Here is a 24670-nt window from a genome sequence, read left to right on the forward strand (position 1 = left end):
TAATTTTTAACAATGTTAATACCATAATTGTGGTATTGTTCAATACTTAACAATCGCCGAAAATTGCAACGAATATTAACCTAAATATGCCTTAATGAAACAAAACTACCTTAAGAAAATTTTGATGCTTGTCTGCCTACTGGGTATGGCATTCCAAACCTATGGGCAATTGAGCTTTAGCTCCACCCCTGTAACGGATGCAACCGTGGGAGTGCCTTATACTTATTCTGCATTTGCATCAGACGGGACCAGTACAAATCCTGTTCTAAGTTGTCTTACCAAACCTGACTGGCTGAATTTTGCGTCTAACGGATCCACTTCAATGGAAACTTTTGGACCTAGTATTTCCTCTCCTGCTGGAATAGCTGGTGATTCAGAAGGTAACACCTATGTTGTATCACTTGGAGGTAGCTATATTTATAAAATTTATCCGGATGGGACTGCCAACACTAGTTGGGCAGCGGTAGATTATGGAAATATTTATGCTATGAATATTGAGGGGGATTATTTGTACGTCTCATATTATTATAATAGCATCACGGGTTCCAGTTGCATCAAGAGAATAGATCTAACAAATCCTGCAGGAGGTCAAACAATGGTATATGACACAGGTTTCCAAAACAGGTTGTTGTCTTTGGTTTTTAAAGATGGATATATTTATTCCGCCAGTTATGGAAGTAATCAAGTTTTAAAAATTGATCCTTCTACAGGTATATCAACTGAGTATGTTTCAATATATGGACCTTTTGGATTGGGCTTTAATTCCGCAGGGGTCTTATATATAGCGAGTTATGTATCTGGTACTGTCTCAAGTTATGATGGTTCAATATTGACTACTGAGGTGACTGGTCTCTCAGATCCTAGTGATGTGAAAATTGACCTCACCGGAAATATATACGTTTCAAGTTATCAGGGGGGAATTGTGAAGTATAACGAAACTTTTAGCACCAGTAATTGGATAGTGCCCCAAGACTATAATAATTCCATCTGGGGAATGAATTTATCACCCATGGGGTCTTTGAACTTTGGTTTATATAGGCAACAAACTTGTGCCCGAATAGGAACTGGAGGCGTTCTTTCTGGTACGCCAGGTGCTACCGATGTTGGAGATCACAACGTCACCATTAGGGCTTCCAATGGAAGCGAGGTGGTAGATCAGAGTTTTGTTATCACTGTAAGCGATACGGAAGCACCTGCACCAACAGGATCGATAACAATTACCAATGATTCAAGTGATCCGGCTTCAGATTGGTTATTAAGCGACGGTAGGTTAATCCCCCTGGTAGATGGTGCTAAAGTAAATGTGAATGAAGTTGTTAATACACTGGCTTCAGGTGACCTTGTTATTGAAGCGGAAACTGATGTAATTTTTGATGCTGCTGCTGTACCCGCTCTTTCGGCAGCAAGAACACTTACGTTAAAAGCCGGCAAAGAGGTGATTCTTAATCCGGGTACTAAAATAACTGCTTCAGGGAATAAGCTTAATCTTGTTTTTTGGTCAGATGCCGATGGAAATGAGGACGGGATGATTTGGTTGAGAGAATCTTCGTTGATTAGAACCAACGGAGGGCACCTCTGGATCGGAGGCGGTGATGGTACGGCTAGTTGGAATGGGCTGACAGTCGGAGATGGATTTGCTCAGGCCAAACGGGTATTAGCTCCAACAGAGTTACTTCAGATCAATAATCAAAATTATAGTTATCAAAATGGTATTACCTTGGATAAAACTTCCCTTACCACAGGTGAGGGTGATTTGAGTTTGAATGGGAAAGTTTCCGGAATCAGCCAGGCTGAAAGTATGGGATATGGACAGATAGGCGTGTATTTCAACCGGGGAAATACAATTTCCACTACCTCTGGAAACATTCAGATATCAGGAACAACAGAAGCCAATAGAGCTGCCGAAAGTTGGTTTTATGGAATCCTTCTGGCTTCAGATCGAGACGGGGAAGCCAATATTATCCAGTCAGAGAGTGGTGAAATAAAACTCGAAGGAGTGTCTAGTCAATCATATGATGGGAATTTTAGTGGAGGGGTAGGAATTTTTGAGTGGAATTCAGGGATTAATGAAATCAGAAGTGTATCGGGTGACATTAATATTTATGGACATAACAAAAATAATATCAATGCGTCCCTCGGAGCAATAATTGCAATGGGTGGAGGACCGGCGAGTACAAGGATTTATTCTCAATCAGGAAATATACATTTGCTTGGCAAGAGTGATAATCCGGATGCTATCGGACTTAATCTGGATAGTGATATTCGAGTCGGCAAAGATGGCACCGATCCATATTCAGGAGCAATCACACTGGAAGCCGATATTATTTCTTCTTTAAAAAATAGCTCCCGGTTTTCCTCCTCAGGATCCCTTTTTATCAAACCAGTCACTTCTTCTGCCGCAGTAGGTATTGGTGGCGCTTTAGGCACCCTTCAACTTCCTGCAAGTTATTTTACTACGAATTTTGAAGATGGTTTTTCGGAAATTGTAATAGGTGATGAAAAAACAGGGAAGATTACAGTAGACGGTACCCTTGTTTACAATGATCCGCTTACCCTAAAAACAAATGGAAGTATTGTTTTTACCCCAGATGCAGGGGTAAGCAGTACTTCTGCCAATGCTCTTACACTTTGGAGTCGGGCCAGTGGTAATAACGAAGCCAATGATTCTAATTTTGGTGCGATATGGATGCAGCAAGGATCATCAATTAACACCGCTGGAGGAAATTTAACCATGGGTGGCGGATCAGATCCTAATATAGGTTATGCTATGGGAGATCCTTCAGCAACTTCGGCAGAAAATAATGCTATATATCGCGGTGTGGCTATGAATGGCGCTGTAAATGCCGCAGGGGGTAATATTATTATTAATGGTAAAGGATCCAGTAATATTACACATACAAGAGGTGTAAATATCGCAGGACCAATCGTAACAGAAGGTTCTGGTAACATAACGGTAAGAGGAATAGGAAGAGGTGCTTCAGACGCTATTGCTTTGGGAGATAGTTATTTTAATCCAGATGCTGTGGGTACGTTAAGAGCGCAGACAGGTGATATTACTTTGGATGGTAAACCATCCAGTTCTATTAGGAATGGTCTTCATGTCTCTACTACAGGATCTTATATTCAAACAAATGGAAATTTTTCTGCCACCACAACCGGAAGGATAACTGCGACAGCGGGTGCCTTAAATATTGGAGGTAACACCCATCTTGAAGCTGCCGATAATATTACAATGACTCATACTACCAATGATTTTGTTGGTCCAATTGTCGTAACTGTAGCTGCTAATCTCCATGTAACAGACGAAAATGAGTTAACCTTAGGAGAAGTTAGTACCAACGGAACAATAGAGATTGCTGCCCAGAATGGGGATTTAACTATTGCAGGAAATGTTTCAACCACCAATGCTACGGCAGATGCAATTCAGATCTTTGCAGATAAAGATAGAAATGCTGGTGATCCTTTAGGCGGCAATATCCATCTTAGTGGGACACCTGAAATCAGCACTGGCTCAGGAGGGCAGGCAAAGCTTTACAGTGGCTCAATTTTGGAAAGTGCAGATTTGATTACTCTTATAGGAGAAGAAAACGTACGATATAATGTAGATGCGAATACTACCATCTTTGATCCGGTATTAGGTTCTGGTAATTATGCGTTAATAAGGGAAAAGAAAAATTCTCCTCCAACCGCAGTTTGCCAGAATTTTGTTGCTCAACTTGGAGCAGATGGCACGGTAACTATTTCTCCTGCAGATGTAGACGGAGGTTCCAGCGATGCCGAAGGAGATGTGACGTTAAGTTTTGACAAGGAATATAAATTTGATTGTAGTGATGTAGGTACTTCTAACGAAGTTACTTTGATTGTTACGGATAGTGAAGGAGAAACAGATACCTGCACAGCAATAGTAACTGTAGAAGATAATACACCCCCTACTGTACTTACGCAGGATGTGACAGTGTATTTGGATGAAAACGGCCAGGCGTCAATAAGAGGTGACTATTCTGTAGGAGCCGTAGCCGGACAGCTTGGGGCTCAAAACAGTTCAGACACTTCTACACCGGTAGACTGTGATTGTCCTGAAGGTTATGTGGCTGTTGGCTACGAAGGATTTACCGGTTGGATCCTGGATGATTTCAGATTGGTTTGTAAAGAGGTGCTGGCTGATGGCAGCCTAGGTACTGAGATTGTAGAAACATGTTTTAGTGGTTCCAACACCAGTGTTAACAGGTCTATTATTTTGGCCGGTAATGATGTTTTAGTAGGTGTTGAAATTCAGGACGGGGATTACTCATCTCAGCAATCTTCACGAACCCATGTTAGCATTAAGGGAATAGGGAAAAGCCTGCACCAGATAGCTAACGGGGAGCTGAATACCATTGAAAATACAATGTTGCCAGCGCTGAGCGGTTCGGGGACATCTACCACAAATCTGAATACTACGACTCAGTTTGCTCCGGCCGGTCATGCGATTGTTGGAATGTCAGTAAATCAATCTACCGGTTATTCTGCTACGGTGAGCTTTAAGTATGCACCTATTTCCTCATTATTGAGAGTTGAGAATGGCTCTTCTGATAATTGTAGTATTGCTTCCATTTCGGTTGACAGATCAGAGTTCACCTGTGATAATTTAGGAGCGAATACGGTAACACTTAACGTGACTGATATAAACGGAAATACATCTTCAGCTACCTCTACAGTTACGGTTGAAGATGGGGATGCTCCTGTACTTACAGCGGAAGCCGATCAGGAAGTGGTGCTGGATACCGAATGTAGTATCACCGTTCCAAACCTTGTTGATGGCTCAGTTGCTACCGATAACTGTACGGTAAGTATCACGCAGTCACCTGTTGCGGGAACTGTAGTTTCGTCAGAACATAACGGAACTGTAGAGGTAGTAGTTACGGCCACCGATGCCGCCGGAAATAAAGATAAGTCAACCGTAATCCTTACTGCTATAGACGATGAATCACCGGTACTTACAGCAGAAGCCGATCAGGAAGTGGTGCTGGATACCGAATGTAGTATCACAATTCCAAACCTTGTAGATAGCTCAGTTGCTACCGATAACTGTACGGTAACTATTACGCAGTCGCCAGCTGCGGGAACTGTAGTTTCATCAGAACATAACGGAACTGTAGAAGTAATAGTTGCGGCTACCGATGCTGCCGGCAATAAAGATAAGTCAACTGTAGTTCTCACTGCTATAGACAATGAAGCTCCTTTACTTACAGCGGAAGCGGATCAGGAAGTAGTTCTTGATGCTGACTGTGGTATCACTGTACCAAACCTTGTAGATGGTTCTGAGGCTACGGATAATTGTACGGTAAGTATCACGCAGTTACCTGCTGCTGGAACAGTAGTTTCTTCAGAGCATAATGGAACTGTAGATGTAATGGTTACAGCTACAGATACTGCCGGGAATAAAGATGAGTCCACCGTGGTACTAACTGCAATAGACGACCAGGCTCCTGTACTAACGGCTGAAGCCGATCAGGAAGTGGTGCTGGATACCGAATGTAGTATCACCGTTCCAAACCTTGTAGATGGATCTGAGGCTACCGATAACTGTACGGTAACTATCACGCAGTCACCTGCTGCAGGAACAGTAATTTCTTCAGAGCATAACGGCACTGTAGAGGTAGTAGTTACGGCCACCGATGCAGCAGGAAATACAGATGAGTCAACCGTAGTGCTTACAGCTATAGACAATGAAGCTCCTGTACTTACAGCGGAAGCGGATCAGGAAGTGGTTTTGGATGTCGAATGTAGCATCACGGTACCTAACCTTGTGGATGGTTCTGAGGCTACGGATAATTGTACGGTAAGTATCACGCAGTCACCTGCTGCAGGAACAGTAATTTCTTCAGAGCATAACGGCACTGTAGAGGTAGTAGTTACGGCCACCGATGCAGCAGGAAATACAGATGAGTCAACCGTAGTGCTTACAGCTATAGACAATGAAGCTCCTGTACTTACAGCGGAAGCGGATCAGGAAGTGGTTTTGGATGTCGAATGTAGCATCACGGTACCTAACCTTGTGGATGGTTCTGAGGCTACGGATAATTGTACGGTAAGTATCACGCAGTCACCTGCTGCAGGAACAGTAATTTCTTCAGAGCATAACGGCACTGTAGAGGTAGTAGTTACGGCCACCGATGCAGCAGGAAATACAGATGAGTCAACCGTAGTGCTTACAGCTATAGACAATGAAGCTCCTGTACTTACAGCGGAAGCCGATCAGGAAGTGGTGCTGGATACCGAATGTAGTATCAGCGTTCCAAATCTTGTTGATGGCTCAGTTGCTACCGATAATTGTACGGTAACTATCACGCAGTCACCTGCTGCTGGAACTGTAGTTTCCTCAGAACATAACGGAACTGTAGCTGTAGTAGTTACGGCTACCGATGCGGCAGGTAATACAGATGAATATACCGTAGTGCTTACTGCTAAAGACAACGAATCTCCATTACTTACTGCCGAAGCCGATCAGGATGTAAACCTAGATGAGTTTTGTTCAATTACTGTTCCTGAGGTGATGGGAACCGCCACCGATAACTGTACGGTGAGTATCACGCAGTCGCCAGCTGCAGGTACAGTAGTTTCTTCAGAACATAACGGAACTGTAGCTGTAGTGGTTAAAGCCACCGATGCTGCAGGTAATACAGATGAGTCAACCGTAGTGCTTACTGCTAAAGACAATGAAGCACCTGTACTAACAGCGGGAGCTGATCGGGATGTGGATCTTGATGAGTTTTGTTCAATCACTGTTCCTGATATGATGGGAACAGCCACCGATAATTGTACGGTAAGTATTTCTCAGTCACCAGTTGCAGGAACCGTAGTTTCCTCAGAACATAATGGAACTGTTGATGTGGTAGTTACAGCAACCGATGCCGCAGGAAATATTGCTGAATCAACCGTAGTATTGACAGCTAAAGACAAAATCGCGCCAACACCGGTCATGGAAACTCTGGCTCCGGTTAGAGCCGAGTGTATTGTTGAAGCGGCCGATGTGGCAAAACCCCTGGCAGTGGATAATTGTGATGAGTCCATAGAAGGAGTTGCCGATCTTTATTTCCCTGTGACCCGCAGTGGGTCTACCATCATTACCTGGAAGTATGACGATGGGAACGGGAATGTAACTTACCAGCAACAGGAGATCATCATTGAAGATACCACGGCACCGGTGCCGGATGTGGCAGCCCTGGAAGACATTGTGGTAGAATGCGGGGTTTCAGATATTCCTGCACCAACGGCCACCGATAATTGCAGAGGAGCTATCACGGGAACCACTTCAGATGCGCTTACGTATATGGATCAGGGGGAATACACTATCACCTGGACCTATGATGATGAGAATGGGAATATCACCACTCAGCAGCAGAATGTGATCGTTCGCGATGTAACCGCTCCAGAGGTAAGCACCCGTGATATTACGGTGTACCTGGATCCTGAGACCAATGTGAGCATTGCTCCAGAAGATATAGATAATGGCAGCTTTGATAACTGTAGCGAACTGATCTTAAGTTTAGACCAGAGCTATTTTGATGAAGTGGGTACTTATGAAGTTACCTTAAGTGCTACCGATGAGGCTGGCAATACCGGTGAGGCTACTGCGACGGTTAACGTGGAGATCGATGGTGTGGATGCCAAAGCCGTACATGTAGTACCAACGATCTTAAAACAGAGTTCCATGGCTAAGGTAGTAGTACCTTTCAGATCGAAGATCATGCAGGTGGAAGTACTGGAGACAGAGACCAATAAGTATAAGGTGTTTGAAGGTAATGAGTCCTTTGAAATGATGATTGACATTGCGCCATTCAAAGGAACCTTACTAGTGAGAGTGATGGATGATGACGGCACGGTACATCTTAAAAAATTAATTGCATTGTAATGAAAACGAATATGAAAACTAAGAATATATTTTTCGGTCTGGTCACCTTATTTTCAGGCCTTATAGCAACGAGTCAGGAACTGGTGCGCCCCGTGATCACGGGGGCTCCCTTCCTGCAGATAGTCCCGGACGCCAGGGCAGGCGGGATGGGAGAGAGCGGAGTAGCTACCTTACCCGATGCCTACTCCCAGTTCCATAACCCTGCAAAATTCCTGTATGCAGGAGAGAGCTCCAGGGGGATAGGTTTATCTTATATTCCGCAGTTTATAGGTTATGCTAATGATATGTTCCATGCCAATGCGGCTTACTATCAAATGCTGAATGAACGCTCGGCCTTAAGCGGCTCCCTGACCTACTTCAGCTTTGGAGAGGTGCAGGTGGAAGAAGAAATGGGTAATAGTATTATCAACCAGGGAAGCTACAGGCCAAATGAAATGGCGCTGGACCTCTCTTACAGCCTTAAGCTGAATGATAATTTCGGGATGTCGGTTACGGGTCGTTATATCCGATCAGATATTGCAACGAATCAGGGCAATGATGATGTGCAGCTACAAACGGGCAATGCTGTGGCGGCTGATGTGTCCGCGTATTATACCTCGGCTTCATTAGATCAGCACATTAATAAATGGACCATGGGTTTTAACTTAAAGAACCTGGGTTCCAAGCTTAAGTATGCCGATGAGGAAGGTTTTGATTATCCGCTTCCAACTTCTCTGAAAGTAGGAGGAGGATATCATATTGCGATGGGCAGGAATGATATGTTATCTTTCTACGGAGAGGCACTGAAGTTTCTGGTACCTGCTACCGATGATCAGCGTAACCTTCCAGACGATAGCGCTGCGGGAGGTTGGTTCTCATCTTTTGGGGATGCTCCCGATGGTTTTTCGGAAGAGATGAAAGAGGTGATCTTCTCGCTTGGATCGGAGATCAATTTCAACGATACCTTCACGTTCCGTACCGGTTATATTACTCAGAGCAGGGAGAAAGGATTTAAGAACCATATGAGCCTCGGCGCGGGATTGAGATATGATCGTTTTATGTTCGATTTTGCCTATCAGCTGCCTGTGGCCAGTAGTATCATGAGTAGTCAGGATAAGGTGATAAAGTTCTCCTTAAGCTTTAATCTGGATGCTTCCGGAAGGAATACACAAACTAATTCGGTAAGCTCTTTATAAAAAACTAAGCAATTCATTAATGAAAAAAACGCCCTTCAAGAAAGGGCGTTTTTGTTTATGGGAAAAATTTTCTAAACCTCACGGGTTTCCAAAACCTGTGAGGTTTTTTGTGTATATCCAAGAGTATTTAAGATACTCTGAGCGAATTCATTTCTAGTAATTCCTGAAGATAGCTTCTTGAATTTGAAAGTCGGGGAACCTTGTGCTGGCCACCTACCTTATTGTGTTTTTTCAGCCATTCATAGAAAAGATCCTTTCGGGCCATATGCACGGTAGGCATCCTTAAGGTCATATTGTTATAGCGTTTGGCTTCATAATCGCTGTTCACTTCCTGAAGAGCACGATCCAGCTGATATTTGAAATTATCAAAATCCCGGGGAGGGGTCTTGAATTCTATCATCCATTCATGGGCCCCTTTTTCTTTTCCTTCCATAAAAACAGGAGCAGCCGTATAATCTACTATCTCGCAGTTGGTCACCAGGGAGACTTTCTTTAATGCGGCTTCAGCATTCTCGATGATAAGCTCTTCACCAAATACATTTATGTGATGCTTGGTTCGGCCAGAAACCCTTATTCTGTATGGGTTTGTATCTGTAAATCTTACCGTATCACCGATCTTATAACGCCAAAGTCCGGCGTTAGTAGTGATTACCACGGCATAATTTTTCCCTGTTTCCACTTCGCTAAGCGGAATAGCTTTTTCTTCTTCTGAACCATATTCCTCCATAGGAATGAACTCGTAGAAAATTCCGTAGTCCAGCATCAATAGCATGTCTTTGGTATCGTTTTGATCCTGACAGGCAAAAAATCCTTCTGACGCATTATAGATCTCATAATACCTGAAATTTTCTTTAGGAAGTATCTTCTGATATTGCGAAGCATAAGGCTGAAAGCTAACGCCTCCATGAAAATAGACCTCTAGATTCGGCCATACCTCAAATAGTTCTTCTTTTTCCTTCGTTTCCAGTACGTTGTTCAGTAATACCAGCATCCAGCTGGGAACTCCCGCCAAACTGGTTACATTTTCCTTTACGGTTTCATCTACAATTGCCTGCATTTTATATTCCCAGTCATGCATAAGGGAAACTTCATTGCTGGGCGTACTGCTGAATTCAGCCCAGAATGGCATATTGTCTATTAGAATGGCAGAAAGATCGCCATAAGATGTACCGTTCTCCCTGTAGATCTCCTTGCTTCCTCCCAGTCGCAGGCTTTTTCCTGTAAATAACTGGGATTGCGGATTGTTATTTAAATAGATGCACAAAAGGTCTTTTCCCGCCGCATAATGGCAGTCTTCCAGTGAATCCTGGCTTACGGGTATAAATTTGCTTTTTGCACTAGTGGTCCCACTGGATTTAGCGAACCATCTTATAGGGGTGGGCCAGAAGATATTGGTCTCTCCCCTTCGGCTACGTTCAATTACGCCCTGATAATCTTCATATTTCTGAATAGGAACTCTTTCCCGGAAAGTTTCGTAAGAATCTATTTCCTCAAATTTAAAACGTTTCCCGAATTCGGTGTTCTTCGCCTTCGTAAGAAGATCCTTAAGCAGCTCTTTCTGAACATCATGGGGGTATTTGATAAATAATTCCATCTGATGAATGCGCTTCTTCAGGAACCAGGATGCTATAGAGTTGACTAACGGAATTGGCATTATTCTTCTTATCTTTAACGCTTATATTCTGAAGGCGTAGGTTATTGGGTTAAAAATAATCTAAACTTCGAAGCCTGCAAAAAAATCAGTTAGCCTTAAAATAAAAAAATAAATGAGATACGAGGGTGTTCTAACCAAAATGAGAACTGAAATTACAGATGTTGTTCAGTATTACCTTGTTTGGGAAAATGACTTTATAAATCTTAACCAGGCAATTGGGAAAAAATTAAGTATCAATTTCCTTAAATTCCAGTGTCTAAGCTGTGGAATGGAGAAGAAGATCTTTCGTCAGGGTTATTGCTATGACTGTTTCAACTCCATACCCCAGGCCGGTGACTGGGTGATAAACCCCGAACTGAGTAAAGCACATCTTGGGGAGGAAGACCGTGATCTGGAATTTGAAAAAAGGGCACAACTACAGCCTCATGTGGTATATCTAGCAAATTCCAGCGATGTAAAAGTGGGAGTGACGCGTAAAAACCAGATCCCTACCCGATGGATCGACCAGGGTGCTCATGAGGCAATCGAAATTGTTGAAGTTCCAAACCGATATCTCGCCGGGATTACCGAAGTCGCTTTAAAGGATCACGTTTCTGATAAGACCAACTGGCGCAAAATGCTGACCAATGAGGTGCTGGATCTTGACCTGGCCGAGGTTAGGGAAGGCCTTAAGGATTATATCCCAGAAGAGGCTAAAGAGTACTATCTGGCAAGCAATAAGGAAACCGAGATAAAATTCCCGGTAAAGGAATTCCCAAAAAAGATAAAGACACTAAACCTTGGAAAATCACCTTTTTATGAAGGGGTTCTGATTGGGATTAAGGGGCAGTATCTTTTATTTGAAGACGGAACCGTATTTAATGTCAGGGGTCACGAGGGATTTGTTGTGGAGTTGAAAATTTTAGTTTGATAATTATATTGTTTAGCTCGTCAAGCTGAATTTATTCCAGCATCAACGTAGACCCTGGAAGGAGTTCAGGGTGACGCACTGAGCCTGTCGAAGTTTGGTATACGTCATGCTGAACTTGTTTCAGCATCCCACACCAATAGCTCTCACTTCTCGACAAAACCTGTCCTTACCAAGGCTGAAGTATTCGAGTAAAAGAGAATACCACTCAGCCTGTCTAAGTGTGTTCTGCTAATTATTCTTTGTGGTATCCGTTTTCTTTTGAGTGGTCTTCAGGAGTCCACCCAGAATATCCTTTGCCGCTTTCTTTACCTCTTCCTGCTGAGATCTGCTTACCGAATCTCTTTTAGTTGGAATATTGGTTTTGCTAGTGTCCGTTTTAGTGGAATCTTTAACGAAAGGTTCATTGGGATCTCTCTTTCCTTTCAGGATATCATTGATGGCCTCAACGGCCTTGTCTTCAAGGTTTCTTTTTTGCTGTTCCATCACTTTTTGAGTGAGATTGTTCACCGCCTGTTGCATATTCAGTTTTACATCAGGATTCTGAAAATTACCTGTTATTCCTATAGGTAGCGCTACGGTCATATTCTGAATATCCTCTCCACTTAATTTACCAAGTGCACCACCAACTTCCGATCCCAGGTAACGCGCAGGAACATCCAGTACCAGATTATAATCCATAGACATATCAAAACCATGGCTTCCTGAAATCTGAAACTTGATGTCTTTTATGTTAAAATCAAAAGGTTCTATTTCCACCATTCCGTCTCTGAAGGTAAGATGGGTTTTGAGTTTACTTAGATCCAGTTTGCTAAAATCAAGAAAGCCCAGTTGACCGTCCAGCTTTGCAAGTAGTTCGGCCTTTTCCGGATTCAACTCTGCAGTAAGTATTTGTGCAAGGGCGTCCCCGGCCACACTGGCCAGCTGTGGGGTAAGGTCTTCATTCAAGTTTCCTTTTAAGGTGAGCGAAGACTGAAGTTTTCCCTCAAGTGCCCGGGCAAGTGGCGCAAGATTCTGCATAAGTTCAAGACCATTAAATGAAGAAGCTATATCCAGTGAATTCAGGTCCAGTTTTATCTCGAAAATCGGAGTAGGGTTTTTGGTAGAGACCATTCCGTCCAGGCCAATACTTCCGTTAAAGATATTGGTCGTGATATTTTCAAGTCTGGCGGTCTCATCTCTCAGTACGAGCACACCTCTGGCATTCTTCAGTTCCAGATTGTCATAAATAACGGTGTTGGCATCGAAATTCAGTTCTACGTCAAGGAATGAAGGGATCTTTACCGCTTCTTTTCCTGTAGTTTTAGCTACGGTCTTTTCAGTACCGTCTTCATTCTTTGTGGTTAACTCTTCAGTTTCGGCGACTTTAAAATCATTAACCGAAAAGGTATTGGATCTTACGTTGAAACTACCTTTGAGTTGCTGATCGGTAAACAGAAAACCAATCAGATTTTCCAGAGATCCGGAAGCGGTAAGATCGCTTTGACCGGTGGTAAGTTTTAATTCCGGAATACGCACATTCCCCTGGTTGAAGCTCATATTGGCATTAGCGATCTTTACTTCATTGGGAATTTCGGGCGATACATAACTGAAATTTCTGATAGACGCAGTTCCGCTGCTTTTTACATTCTCATACTGTTCCTTTTCGATGGAATTCATATCGAAAGAAGTCTGAACATCGGCGGTTAGGATTCCGTTCAGGTCCTGCTCAAGTTCCAGCGGATAGGCCTTGCTTATATTTGCAAGGTTAACGGTGCCGTCTACATCAAGATCTACCAGCATATTCTCTGTGATATTGCTGAGCTTTCCTTTGGTGGTGAACCTGTCCTGGTCTATACGGAAGGTTGCGTTATTTATATTGATGTAAGTTTCTTCTGCCAGTCCGCTATCATTCATCACTTCCATATCCAGGCTTATGTCCTGAACACTTTTGGGAAGATCGGGATATTTAAAGGATGCGTCAGAAGAGGTGATCTTTATGTCCATTTTCGGAATATAGGTGTCGTCTGCTTTTCCGAAGATCCTTCCGTTTACCACAAAATTCCCGTTGGTTTCCACATTTTCGATATTCTTCGCGTAGGTTTGAGGAATAATGGCAAGGAAGTTTTTGAAATCTGAAGATGGAGTCTTAAAACTCAGATCCATCTCGGTATCTTCTTCATTTACCTGTACATAGCCGTCAAATGTTAACGGAAGCTGATTGATCCTGGCTTCATTTTCCCGAAATGTATACTTCAGGGTTTCCAGATTCATCAGAAATACAGCGTCTAAACTCACGTTATGCTGTTTCAGGTAATTCACTCCGTCATAATCCAGGGACACCAGGGCTTCAGAATAGGTATCGAGTTCCGATTCCTCCAGGGAGAAATCACCTGTGCCTTCATGGTTCAGGTTTTCAATATCCAAAGCGATCTTTCCTTTTTCGTCCAGATATTTTACCCTGGAATTAGAGATCTCGTAATGTTTGAGGTCAAGGCTGAATGGCCGACTATTTGATGAAGTCGTCGTGGTATCTTCTATTGCGATATCGTAATTATTGTTGCCCAGCGAATCCACTTTGATATTGACCAGGGCATTATCCATCTTCAGTTCATCTACACGCTTCGGCTCTTCACTGCTTTTAAAAAGTTCCCAGACAGACATTTCAAGGCTTACCTCTTCGGCCACAGCCAGGGTATCTCCCTTAAATGGTTCATTGTTTATAATGCTAAGATCCTCTATCACCAAAGTTGCCTTTGGAAAACTCCGGAACATGCTTAGGTCTATATCTTCAAAATCTACCTGCGCATTCAGGTTGTCATTCATGGTCTTTTTGACCAGGTCTTTTAGCTGAGATTCAAACACAAAAGGTGTCACTAAAAGTAAGATGACGATAGTGAGCAATATAAATCCGATAATTTTTAAAGCTTTTTTCATAATGCTTAAAAGATTGATTCTTTATCCTTTAAATGTGATTGGCTTACATACGGCCAAATATTTTATAATAGCCTCGAGGCTACATTCACACTTTTTCAAAAGTTAATTCTTCTGCAGGTTTAAGATCAAATAGTCTTCTTAATCCGTACACCGCTGCATATAGAAAGGGGGTATCCATTGCGGCGATCAGAACTTTGAACAAAAATCCGCTAAAAAGCAGTCCGCCAAACAGCTCCCAGTCTATCTTTCCAAAAGAACAAAGCAAAAACAGGACCGAAAAGGTATCCACGAACTGTGACAGGAAGGTAGAAAAGTTATTCCTAAGCCACAGATGCCTGCCCTTTGTTAGTCTCTTCCAGAAATGAAAGAGCTGTATATCTACATATTGTGCCAGCAGATAGGCTATCATGGAGGCGAGTACCGCGATGGCCGTAGCCCCAAAGACCTTTTCGAACAAGGAATTATCTATGGGCGACCATGACGTTGCCGGAACAGCATCAGCCAGATATACAATCAGTAAGGAAAAGAACGATGCGAAGATGCCGGAGGTTACCACCAGGTTCGCTTTTTTCTTCCCGTACACTTCGCTGATTATATCGGTGATAAGGAAGGTTACCGGATATGGTAAGATTCCCACTGAAATCTCAAAAGTGTGTAATCCGAAAAAATCCCAGTAAAAAAACTTTTGAAAGATCAGGTTCGATGCAACCAGGGAAGCGATAAATAAGGCACCAAGGATCATGTAAATTTTCTGAGCCCTTAGTTTGTCTTTCAGGTAAAATTCGGCCAAATTTTTTTATTAAAGTCTATTAACAAAATTAAGGGTATGTGCTTTTGTTTTGCTTAATTTGCTGTGAAATTATTTGGATCTACCTATTAAAATTTTCTTAATTCGCTTTGAAATCCCCTAGAACAGTAATATTAGCGCTGGGAAGTAACCTTGGTGACCGTCCCGGATATATGCAAAAAGCCCTGGAGAAAATCCATGAAAATATAGGCTGGATCCAGGATATTTCAAAAGTTTATGAAACGCCTGCGTGGGGATTTGATGGGAATGCCTTTTTGAATGCCTGTGTTTCGGTCTCTACCAGGCTTAAGCCCGAAGCGATACTTGATCATCTCTTACAGATAGAAACTGAACTGGGCAGACAGCGATCTGATACTAAAAGTTATCAGGACAGGACCATAGATCTGGATATTCTTTTATTGGAAGATGGCGTAATTGAAACTTCCCGATTAAAGATCCCTCATCCCGGAATTCCTGAAAGGATGTTTGTTTTAAAACCCTTGAACGATATAGCTTCTTCAGAGAAACATCCCGTACTTAATAAAAAAATTGCCCAGTTACTTAGGGAAACGACGGATGATACTTCTATTTCGGTAGCCGGAGTTAAACTGGAAAAACCGCAAAAGAGCTACCAGTTTCCTGCGTGCAACTACATTGCCGTAGAAGGTAATATCGGGGCCGGGAAGACCAGTTTCTCCACGATGATCTCGCAAGACTTCAATGCGAAACTGGTATTGGAACGATTCAAGGATAATCCGTTTCTTCCTAAATTCTATGAAAATAAGGATCGCTACGCCTTTCCGCTCGAGATGTCTTTCCTTGCCGATCGGTACCAGCAGTTATCCGATGATCTGGCGCAGTATGATCTTTTCAAAGATTTTGTGATCTCAGATTATGACGTGTTCAAGTCGCTCATCTTTGCACGCATCACTCTTCATGAAGATGAATATTCACTTTACCATAAACTTTTTCATCTGATGTACAAGGAACTGGTGAAACCCGAATTATATATCTATCTGTATCAGAATACCGAGAGATTGCTCGAGAATATAAAGAAGAGAGGCCGTGAATACGAGCAGAACATTCAGCCGGACTATCTTGTGGAGATCAATAAGAGCTATCTTAACTTCATTAAATCACAAAGCAATATGAAGGTTCAGGTGATAGATATTTCCGGACTTGACTTTGTATCGAACAGGAAGGATTATCTCTATCTTCTGGAAGAAATAGATAAGGCCACACAGGATTAGTTCATCCTCAATTATTGTAATCTCCATTCAATTCTAAATTGATAAGTGTTCCTTTCAGCTATTTAACCTTTTAGTTAATGGTATTGAAGTGATTTTCTTAAAAAACTTTGTGTTTAAAAATATTTTCCTACATTTAGATTGTAATTGATTGAACCCTACCTAATTACAGAACTCTTTCAACTTTTTGTGTTTTGAGATGCTTTTTGCATTGAAGTCTTTCAATGTCTTAGGTATGAGCCGTGAAAGAGTTTTGGTTACACTTTTTTAGAATAATAACATTGAATTTTGAGCCCCGGGATTTCAATGGATTGAATGTATAGAATTAAATAGTATGCAGGTTCGCCTGTTAATATAAATTCAATTTATCTCCTATGGTACGCAACTATCCGGCTAATTGCGGGAAGCACTCTTTACTTATTGTCTTCCTGTTGTTTTTCCCCTTGCTTAGCCCTTACTATTCCCAGGAAAATTCTGGCAGCCCAAGGATTACTAACTATACCTACCAGGAATTTAATGGCAACCCGGCTAGTTGGTGGATTACAGAGGGAGATAATGGCCTGATGTATTTTGCTAATGAATCGGGAATCCTGGAATTCGATGGTGTAAACTGGCGGAATTTAATAATTGACAATGGTTTAACCCCCAGGACTGTAGAGGTTTATAACGGAAATATTTATTGGGGAGGAGGAGGTGATTTGGGAGTTCTGATACCTGATCCTATAGGTAATTATAAAAAAAAATCCCTGAAAAATGAAATTCCTGAAGAATACAGAGAATTTCGTGAGATCTGGGAGGTATATCAGTTAGACAATAATATTTACTTTACTTCAGATCATGAAATATTTATCTGGGATGGCTCAGATATGGAGGTGGTCTCTACAGAAGAGGAAATGCATGTTACCGCGATAGTAAATGATAAATTCTATTGCCGTATCTGGGGCCGGGGTCTGTGTGTTCTTAATGATGGTAGATTTGAACTGGTGCCCGGTGGGGAACGTTTTGCCAATACGCGTATTTACCAAATACTACCTTATGATGATGAAACCTTGCTTTTGGGTGTTCTGGAGGAAGGCTTTTATCTGTATGACGGGAAGACTTTTGAACCATTTAAAACTGAAATCGACGAGCTTGCAAAGAATTCCTTATACCTGCCAGGAGCTGTAGTGTCCGGAAACAAATTTGTGATCAATACCCAGGCACAAGGAGCATACTTACTTGATAAAAAAGGGAATTTAGTCCAGGTTTATAACCGTGATAATGGTATTCTCAACGAATCAATACGATATGTATATGTGGATTCCAGAAATCTTTTATGGATGGCAACAAATAGTGGTATTGCCAGTGTTGACCTCTCTTCTCCCTATACCTATTTTGATTCAGTAAGCCAAATAAATACAGCAGGGATACTGTCTATGGCAAAAAAGGATGGGATACTTTATCTCGGAACCAATGCGGGCATCGTCTATTCAAATCTGAAATCTGGCACATTCCATGTCATGGAAGGTACTACTGGGCAGGTTTTTAAGTTTCTTGAGATAAAGGGTAGGTTATATGCAAGTAGTAATGATATGGGTATAATCGAGTTAAAAGGTGAAAGCTTCGATTACATTAGAAAGAATCGTAATTATAATTTTAGGGTATTTAATATTTATACTGACACTACAGATCCTAATAGGCTGTTTGCCTTAACTATGTCTAATGAGCTTTACTCATTCTATTTTGATGAGGAAAAGGACCAGTTAAGGGAGGAATCTTTAATTCCTGTTGATAATATTATAAGCCTGGAAAGCTTTAAAGATTTTATATGGATGGAAAGTCTCGAACTGGGGGTGGTTCAAAGAATATTTCCTAATTATATAGATGGAAGGCTAGATTTAAAGACTTCGGAGATAAAAACCTATAACACATCCCATGGCCTTCCTAATGATCGGATCTGGATATTCAATGAGGAAAATTCGGTATTCTTTTTAACAGAGAATAGATCTTTTGCTTTTGATGAGGGAAATGAGCGTTTTGTAGAAACCAATACGTTTTGGACAGACTGGATCCAGCCTCAGAGGTTGGAGGATTATAGTTTTTCAGTAGAGGTAGAAAATCTTAGGATTGCTAATTTTGGAAAAGGCACAATAGTATTAGAGGAAGAAGAAAACGGAAAGCCTAAAATCAATCCTGATATTTTTAAAGAGATTAATCGTACTCTCTTAACCAGTGCCATAATAGAAAAAAAGAAACCAGATGGAAGTCTGGTAGTTTGGTTTGGAGGTTTTGATGGTTTGGTTAGGTATGAAGGAGAAATGAAAAATCCGGAAATTCCTGAGTTTAGTACTCAAATTAGAAAAATAAGTATCGCGGGAGATTCACTCTTGTACGGAGGTGCCGGTAATCTGCCTGGAAAATTAAAGCTGGAACCATCTAATAATACCATTACTTTTAATTATGCAGCTCCTGTTTTTGATGGTCAGGAGAATGTTGAATACAGCACTTTACTGGAAGGGCTGGATGATCAGAAATGGTCGAACTGGACCAAACAAACCAGCAGGGAATATGTGAACCTTGCTCCGGGTGATTATACATTTAAAGTAAAATCAAAAAGCATTACAGGGCAGGAGTCAGAAGTAGCTGAAGCATCGTTCCAGGTACTTACCCCGTGGTACCTTAGCTGGTGGGCCTATCTCATCTATATTCTATTGGCTGTTGCCCTGGTTTATATGATAGTAAGGACAAGAACAGGCATATTAAGAGAGCGCCAGAAGATCCTCGAAAAAAACGTAGAAGAGAGAACCATAGAAGTTCAAAAAAGAATGAATGAGCTGGCAACTGTTAACCATGTAAGCCAGGCCCTTACCGAAAAGCTGAAACTCAATGAACTCATCCAGCGGGTGGGTGATGAAATGAAAAAGCTCTTCAATTCAGATATTACCTACCTGGCATTAGTTGACAAAGAGAATAATATCATCAACTTCCCTTATCAGGATGGAGATACCATATCCCCGCAGAAGTTTGGACACGGACTTACTTCCAAGATCATCACTACCGGAGAACCCTTATTGATTAATAAAGACAAGGACATTGATGCGGAATACGAAAAAATGGGTGTGCAGCAATCCGGCAAGCCTGCGATCTCCTATCTGGGGGTTCCAATCCCTTCCGAAGATAAGATAATAGGAGTGCTAAGTGTGCAGAGCACAGAAATGGAAAGCAGGTTTAATGAGGAGGACAAACGTTTACTCAATACCATTGCCATTAATGTGGGAATAGCGCTGCATAACGCCGAATTGTATGAAGAGGCAAGACTGGCCAAGTTAAAAGCAGAGGAAGCCAATGAAGCGAAAAGCGCTTTTCTTTCTACCGTTAGTCATGAATTGAGAACCCCGCTTACTTCGGTGCTTGGCTTTGCCAAGATAATTAGAAAGCGCCTGGAAGATAAAATATTCCCTGCTGTAAATATTGAAGATCAGAAGATCAAACGCGTGATGAAACAGGTAAGTGAGAACCTGAATGTAGTGGTTTCAGAGGGAGAACGTTTAACCACGCTTATCAACGATGTGCTGGACCTGGCCAAGATTGAATCCGGGAAAATGGAATGGAATATGAAACCTATATTCCTCCAGGATGCCATAAGCAGAGCCATTGCGAGCACTCAGTCATTATTCGATCAGAAAGGCCTAAAACTTAAAAAGAAGATCCCGTCAAACCTGCCACTTGTCAATGCCGACGAGGATAAACTTATCCAGGTGGTGATAAATTTGATCTCGAATGCGGTAAAATTCACCGATAATGGCAAAGTGGAGATAAAAGCCTATCAGGAGAAAGACCAGATCATCGTGGAGGTTCAGGATACCGGGATTGGGATAGCTGAAGAAGATCATTATAAGGTGTTTGAAAAGTTCAGGCAGGCAGGCGATACGCTTACCGATAAACCAAAAGGTACAGGCCTGGGACTTCCTATATGCCGTGAGATCATTGAACACCATGGAGGGATAATCTGGATGACCAGTGAGCCTGGTGTGGGAAGTACATTCTATTTTTCCATTCCTGTTCTCAGTAAGAATGCTGAAAACCAACCCGTACAACTGGATAGGATCATAACCAGTCTTAAAAAGCAGATCACTCACTCACAGAATGGCGATCCCAAAAAAGCCCCGACCATTCTTGTAGTAGACGACGCAACTCCCATACGCTCTCTGTTACGCCAGGAACTCTCTGAGGCCGGATATCAGGTCCAGGAAGCAGCTGATGGAAAATTAGCGCTTGATATGGTGCGGAATTCCAAGCCAGACCTGATAATCCTGGATGTTATGATGCCAGAGATCAATGGCTTTGATGTTGCCGCGGTTCTTAAAAATGATCCTGCGACCATGGATATCCCAATCATCATTCTGTCTATAGTTCAGGATAAGGAAAGAGGATTAAAGATCGGCGTAGACAGATATCTTACAAAACCGATAAATACCGAAGAGCTTTTCCACGAAGTGGATGTATTGCTGGAGCAGGGGGTTTCTAAAAAGAAGGTGCTGGTGGTGGACGAAGATGCTTCGGCCGTGAATTCATTATCTGAAGTGCTCACCGCCCGGGGCTACAAGGTGATGAACAGCAATGGAGATAATTTATATGAATCGGCGACTGAAGCCCAACCCGATATTATTATGCTGAATTCAGTGTACAATGGGGACCAGAAGATCATAAAAGATATAAAACTTCAAAAAGGCATGGAGAACGTGATGTTTTTCATTTATGAATAAAAACCATAACAGAATGACCAACATGAACAAAAAATTATTGATCGTAGATGATGAGGCTCACATCCGGATGCTAATTGAGCAAACGCTGGAAGAGCTGGAAGATGAAGGTGTGGAGATGTTCTTTGCGGAGAACGGGCAGGATGCCCTGGAACTGATCAAAAATGAGAAACCAGACCTTGTATTTCTGGATGTTATGATGCCTAAACTAAATGGCATGGAAGTCTGCCAGAAAGTTAAAAAAGAGCTTGGGCTGCATGAGGTGTATATCATTCTCCTCACTGCCAAAGGGCAGGAGGTGGACCGGCAGAATGGTCTTGATATGGGAGCCGACCGGTATATGACAAAACCTTTTGATCCCGATGAAATGCTGGATGTCGCGACCGAAATTCTTATAGGAGTGAAATGACCAGGAACGGAGATCAGTTAATACTTTCCAGGATTTTAAAAAGTCTTGTGACCCGGGATTCAGCAAGCATACACTTGCTGGAAACAATAACTGCTGGTCTTAATATCCGTTTTTCGGTTCGTGCGAATGGATCGCTGATCTGTGGGGAAGAATTAGATGGTGACTTTGAGTTCATTCTGGAAGAGGATGCCTGTGAGTATGGTAAGATCATTTGTGATTCTTCAGAAGGAAAGATCGTTGCAGATCTCATAAAAAGTCTTGTAAAAAAGGAATTTGAAAAAAAACGTATAGGATCTGAAGTTTTAGGATTATATCGTGAGATCAATATGATCTATAATTTCAGCGCGATGATATCAGAAAAAATTGATGATATCTCCATTGCCGAAACTGCGCTTAAAGAAGCTTCCCAGATAATTGATACTACTCACGGGAGCTTTTTTCTTTTGGATACTGAAGAGGATGAGGTGATAGAACTTGCTTCTTTCGGTGAGAATCCTAACAAGCAGTCTGTACCCGGACAGCAGAATATTCTTAAAGGATTAATTTCAAGAGGTACAGCAGCCATAGTGCCCTCCAAACTGGTGGCCCTTAATCCCGCACTCAATCATCTTAAATCGGTTATGTTCGCTCCTTTAAAGGTAAAACACCGAAGCCTGGGCCTGGTGATCCTGGGTCATGAAAATGAAAAGGAATTTACGGCGGCCGAGCTAAAATTATTAACTACCATAGCCATCCAGTCTGCAGGAGCTATAGAGAGTGCCCAGCTGTATCAAAAAGGACTGCGTGAAGCCAGGGAAAGGGAAGAAGCCATAAGGATCATCCATGAAGCCAGTCAGAAATTCGTTCCGCATGAATTCATAAAATCCCTGGGTAAGGAAAGAATCACTGAAGTGGAATTGGGTGACCAGGTAGAACGGGAGGTCACGGTCATGTTTGTTGATATCAGAGAATTCACCACGCTATCAGAAAGCATGGCTCCAAAAGAGAATTTCTTTTTTATCAATTCTTTTAACAAGCGAATGGGTCCCATTGTTCGTGCTAACGAGGGGTTGATTATGCAATATCTGGGAGACGGATTCATGGCACTGTTTCCGAAAGGAGCCCAATATGCGCTCAGGGCTTCGGTGCAGATGCAGGAAGCATTGAAAGAATATAATTGTGAAAGGATATCGAAGAACCGGACTCCCGTAAAGATGGGAGTGGGAATGCAGAATGGGAAGCTTATTATGGGGATTACCGGTGATGTATTGCGAATGGATGCTGCCATTATATCTGATACCGTTAATACAGCCGCTCGTATAGAAGGTCTTTCGAAATTTTACGGGACTTCCATCCTGCTTACCAAAAACTGCCTCGATGATCTTACAGATGCTTCCGAGTTTAATTTCAGGTACTTGGGCCCGGTAAAGGTGAAGGGAAAGGAACATACCATAGATCTGTATGAATGTATAGATGGGGATGAGAAAAGTCTGCTGGAGCATAAGCTCGTTAGCATGAATGTTTTTGAGCGCGGAATGGATCTTTTCTTTAAGAAGGAATTCGCCATGGCAGCTGTCACCTTTCAGGAGGTTCTAAAGCAGCATAAAGAAGATTATACCGCCAAACTATTCCTTAACAGGGCGGCTCAACTTATCACTCAGGAGATAGAAGATGACTGGAAAGGTGTTGTAGCCATGGATAAGAAGTGATAACTCGGCTGGATATTCTCAAACAGATTTTGAAACCACTTAAATTTTGAAATATGGAAAAATCCTTTAAATCCAGACCTGAACATATCAAAGCCGCACATACCGAAGATTTTGTTGATCATTATTGGGGAAGTATAAATTATGTTTTCAGTCTTATCAAAGCCTCAGAACTTAAAGCAGGACTCATTTTATCCTTTTACGGGATACTCCTGAATTTTATTTTTCAGCATATTGATTCGGTTCTTGCGGAAACTTCCCATAGCCTTATTTTTAATTTCTTCGCGGCCTCATGGTTAGTTTGTACTGTGATTTCAATCTATTTCAGTATTCGATGTTTTATGCCAAGGATCGAGGAAAAATATGATAAGAACATATTTTTCTTCGGAGATGTGGTTTCTAAATTCGGTACGATAAAAGAGTTTTCGCGCACCTTTTATGAAATAAGTTTGAATGAGGAAGAATTGTTTGACCAGTTAGGGCAGCAAATATTCGTTATTTCCAAGATCTCAGGTTATAAATTCAGGAGTGTGAACAGGTCGCTTCGATTTTTAGGCCTTGGCCTGGTCATGCTTATGGCGGGGAGTTTAAGTTATATCTATTCCATTTTCTCTTCAGTTTAAGAATCCGGAAGGAATACTTAGTTTCTTAAAATCAGGAGCTTTTAGAAATTGCGGTTATCTTGGAGAAAAGATCCCAGAGTACCACTCCCGTACTTACAGAAATATTCAGTGAATGTTTACTTCCCAGTTGAGGTATTTCTATGACTCCGTCACTGGCCGAGACCACTTTCTGTTGTACACCCTTGACCTCATTCCCAAAGATCACGGCACAGACTTCATCGGGTTCGGGATAAAAATCGTTAAGCATTATGGCTCCTTCAGCCTGCTCAATGGAATACACCTTTATTCCTTCACTTTTTAATTTCTCAATAAGTTCAAGGGTATTTTCAACATACTCCCAGTTAACCGTTTCTGTAGCCCCAAGCGCGGTTTTTTGAATGTCTTTATGTGGCGGTTTAGCAGTAATTCCGCAGAGGTAGATCTTTTTGATCAGAAAAGCGTCGGCCGTCCGGAACACCGAGCCAATATTGTTCAGGCTTCGCACATTATCAAGAATAACAATTATAGGACTCTTTTCTGCCTCTTTGAATTCTTCCACACTTTTGCGGTCGAGTTCACTGTTTTTAAGTTTCCTCCTGTTCATGGCACAAAAATAGAAAAATATGAAGTTCTGGGAGATCATTTTAATCAA

12 protein-coding genes are annotated in these 24670 nt (G+C 42.0%); 8 read left to right on the plus strand and 4 right to left on the minus strand.

Annotated elements, in window-relative coordinates:
* The first annotated feature begins 94 nt into the window (after window positions 1-94).
* Window positions 95-7894: a hypothetical protein gene (locus EZJ28_RS02080; RefSeq protein ID WP_131394360.1), complete on the plus strand. Its 7800-nt coding sequence runs from the start codon at window positions 95-97 to the stop codon at window positions 7892-7894.
* Window positions 7895-7905: 11 nt separating this feature from the next.
* Window positions 7906-9069: a type IX secretion system outer membrane channel protein PorV gene (gene porV, locus EZJ28_RS02085; RefSeq protein WP_165499016.1), complete on the plus strand. Its 1164-nt coding sequence runs from the start codon at window positions 7906-7908 to the stop codon at window positions 9067-9069.
* A 127-nt stretch (window positions 9070-9196) separates the two neighbouring features.
* Here porV and EZJ28_RS02090 read toward each other — a convergent pair whose 3' ends face one another.
* A complete protein-coding gene (locus EZJ28_RS02090; protein WP_131394364.1) occupies window positions 9197-10723 on the minus strand; it encodes a GH3 auxin-responsive promoter family protein in 1527 nt (508 codons plus the stop codon).
* Window positions 10724-10835: 112 nt separating this feature from the next.
* Between EZJ28_RS02090 and EZJ28_RS02095 the strand changes: the two genes are divergently transcribed.
* A complete protein-coding gene (locus EZJ28_RS02095) occupies window positions 10836-11633 on the plus strand; it encodes a DUF2797 domain-containing protein (RefSeq protein WP_131394366.1) in 798 nt (265 codons plus the stop codon).
* 228 nt (window positions 11634-11861) lie between these two features.
* Here EZJ28_RS02095 and EZJ28_RS02100 read toward each other — a convergent pair whose 3' ends face one another.
* Entirely contained in the window at window positions 11862-14546 is a 2685-nt protein-coding gene (locus EZJ28_RS02100) for an AsmA family protein (RefSeq protein WP_131394368.1), read from the minus strand.
* A gap of 85 nt (window positions 14547-14631) precedes the next feature.
* Window positions 14632-15288 carry a queuosine precursor transporter gene (locus EZJ28_RS02105; RefSeq protein WP_131394849.1) on the minus strand — a complete coding sequence of 219 codons (657 nt, stop codon included), beginning with the start codon at window positions 15286-15288 and terminating at the stop codon, window positions 14632-14634.
* A 155-nt stretch (window positions 15289-15443) separates the two neighbouring features.
* On the opposite strand from EZJ28_RS02105, the gene folK reads away from it, so the two are divergent.
* The 5 genes from folK (at window position 15444) to EZJ28_RS02130 (ending at window position 24039) form a co-directional block, all read left to right on the plus strand.
* A complete protein-coding gene (gene folK / locus EZJ28_RS02110; RefSeq protein WP_131394370.1) occupies window positions 15444-16583 on the plus strand; it encodes a 2-amino-4-hydroxy-6-hydroxymethyldihydropteridine diphosphokinase in 1140 nt (379 codons plus the stop codon).
* Window positions 16584-16954: 371 nt separating this feature from the next.
* Window positions 16955-21325 (plus strand): ATP-binding protein, encoded by a 4371-nt coding sequence (locus EZJ28_RS02115; RefSeq protein WP_131394372.1) that lies wholly within the window; start codon window positions 16955-16957, stop codon window positions 21323-21325.
* Between the two features lie 13 nt (window positions 21326-21338).
* Window positions 21339-21731 (plus strand): response regulator transcription factor, encoded by a 393-nt coding sequence (locus EZJ28_RS02120; RefSeq protein ID WP_242670050.1) that lies wholly within the window; start codon window positions 21339-21341, stop codon window positions 21729-21731.
* Window positions 21728-23419 carry an adenylate/guanylate cyclase domain-containing protein gene (locus EZJ28_RS02125; RefSeq protein ID WP_131394375.1) on the plus strand — a complete coding sequence of 564 codons (1692 nt, stop codon included), beginning with the start codon at window positions 21728-21730 and terminating at the stop codon, window positions 23417-23419. Before EZJ28_RS02120 ends, EZJ28_RS02125 begins: the two co-directional genes overlap by 4 nt.
* Before the next feature lie 53 nt (window positions 23420-23472).
* Complete coding sequence (locus tag EZJ28_RS02130) at window positions 23473-24039, plus strand: Pycsar system effector family protein (protein WP_131394377.1); 567 nt, start codon at window positions 23473-23475, stop codon at window positions 24037-24039.
* Window positions 24040-24070: 31 nt separating this feature from the next.
* Here EZJ28_RS02130 and EZJ28_RS02135 read toward each other — a convergent pair whose 3' ends face one another.
* Window positions 24071-24622, minus strand: a complete 552-nt coding sequence (locus tag EZJ28_RS02135) for an RNA methyltransferase (protein WP_131394379.1) — start codon at window positions 24620-24622, stop codon at window positions 24071-24073.
* Window positions 24623-24670: the final 48 nt, after the last annotated feature.

Source organism: Gramella sp. KN1008 (assembly GCF_004332155.1).
In the GTDB taxonomy this organism is placed as follows: Bacteria; Bacteroidota; Bacteroidia; order Flavobacteriales; family Flavobacteriaceae; genus Christiangramia.

Coding starts and splice junctions, on each gene's coding strand:
- EZJ28_RS02080 (WP_131394360.1), top strand. CDS start 95: ATGAAACAAAACTACCTTAAGAAAATTTTGATGCTTGTCTGCCTACTG.
- porV (WP_165499016.1), top strand. CDS start 7,906: ATGAAAACTAAGAATATATTTTTCGGTCTGGTCACCTTATTTTCAGGC.
- EZJ28_RS02090 (WP_131394364.1), bottom strand. CDS start 10,723: ATGCCAATTCCGTTAGTCAACTCTATAGCATCCTGGTTCCTGAAGAAG.
- EZJ28_RS02095 (WP_131394366.1), top strand. CDS start 10,836: ATGAGATACGAGGGTGTTCTAACCAAAATGAGAACTGAAATTACAGAT.
- EZJ28_RS02100 (WP_131394368.1), bottom strand. CDS start 14,546: ATGAAAAAAGCTTTAAAAATTATCGGATTTATATTGCTCACTATCGTC.
- EZJ28_RS02105 (WP_131394849.1), bottom strand. CDS start 15,288: ATGATCCTTGGTGCCTTATTTATCGCTTCCCTGGTTGCATCGAACCTG.
- EZJ28_RS02115 (WP_131394372.1), top strand. CDS start 16,955: ATGGTACGCAACTATCCGGCTAATTGCGGGAAGCACTCTTTACTTATT.
- EZJ28_RS02120 (WP_242670050.1), top strand. CDS start 21,339: ATGACCAACATGAACAAAAAATTATTGATCGTAGATGATGAGGCTCAC.
- EZJ28_RS02125 (WP_131394375.1), top strand. CDS start 21,728: ATGACCAGGAACGGAGATCAGTTAATACTTTCCAGGATTTTAAAAAGT.
- EZJ28_RS02130 (WP_131394377.1), top strand. CDS start 23,473: ATGGAAAAATCCTTTAAATCCAGACCTGAACATATCAAAGCCGCACAT.
- EZJ28_RS02135 (WP_131394379.1), bottom strand. CDS start 24,622: ATGAACAGGAGGAAACTTAAAAACAGTGAACTCGACCGCAAAAGTGTG.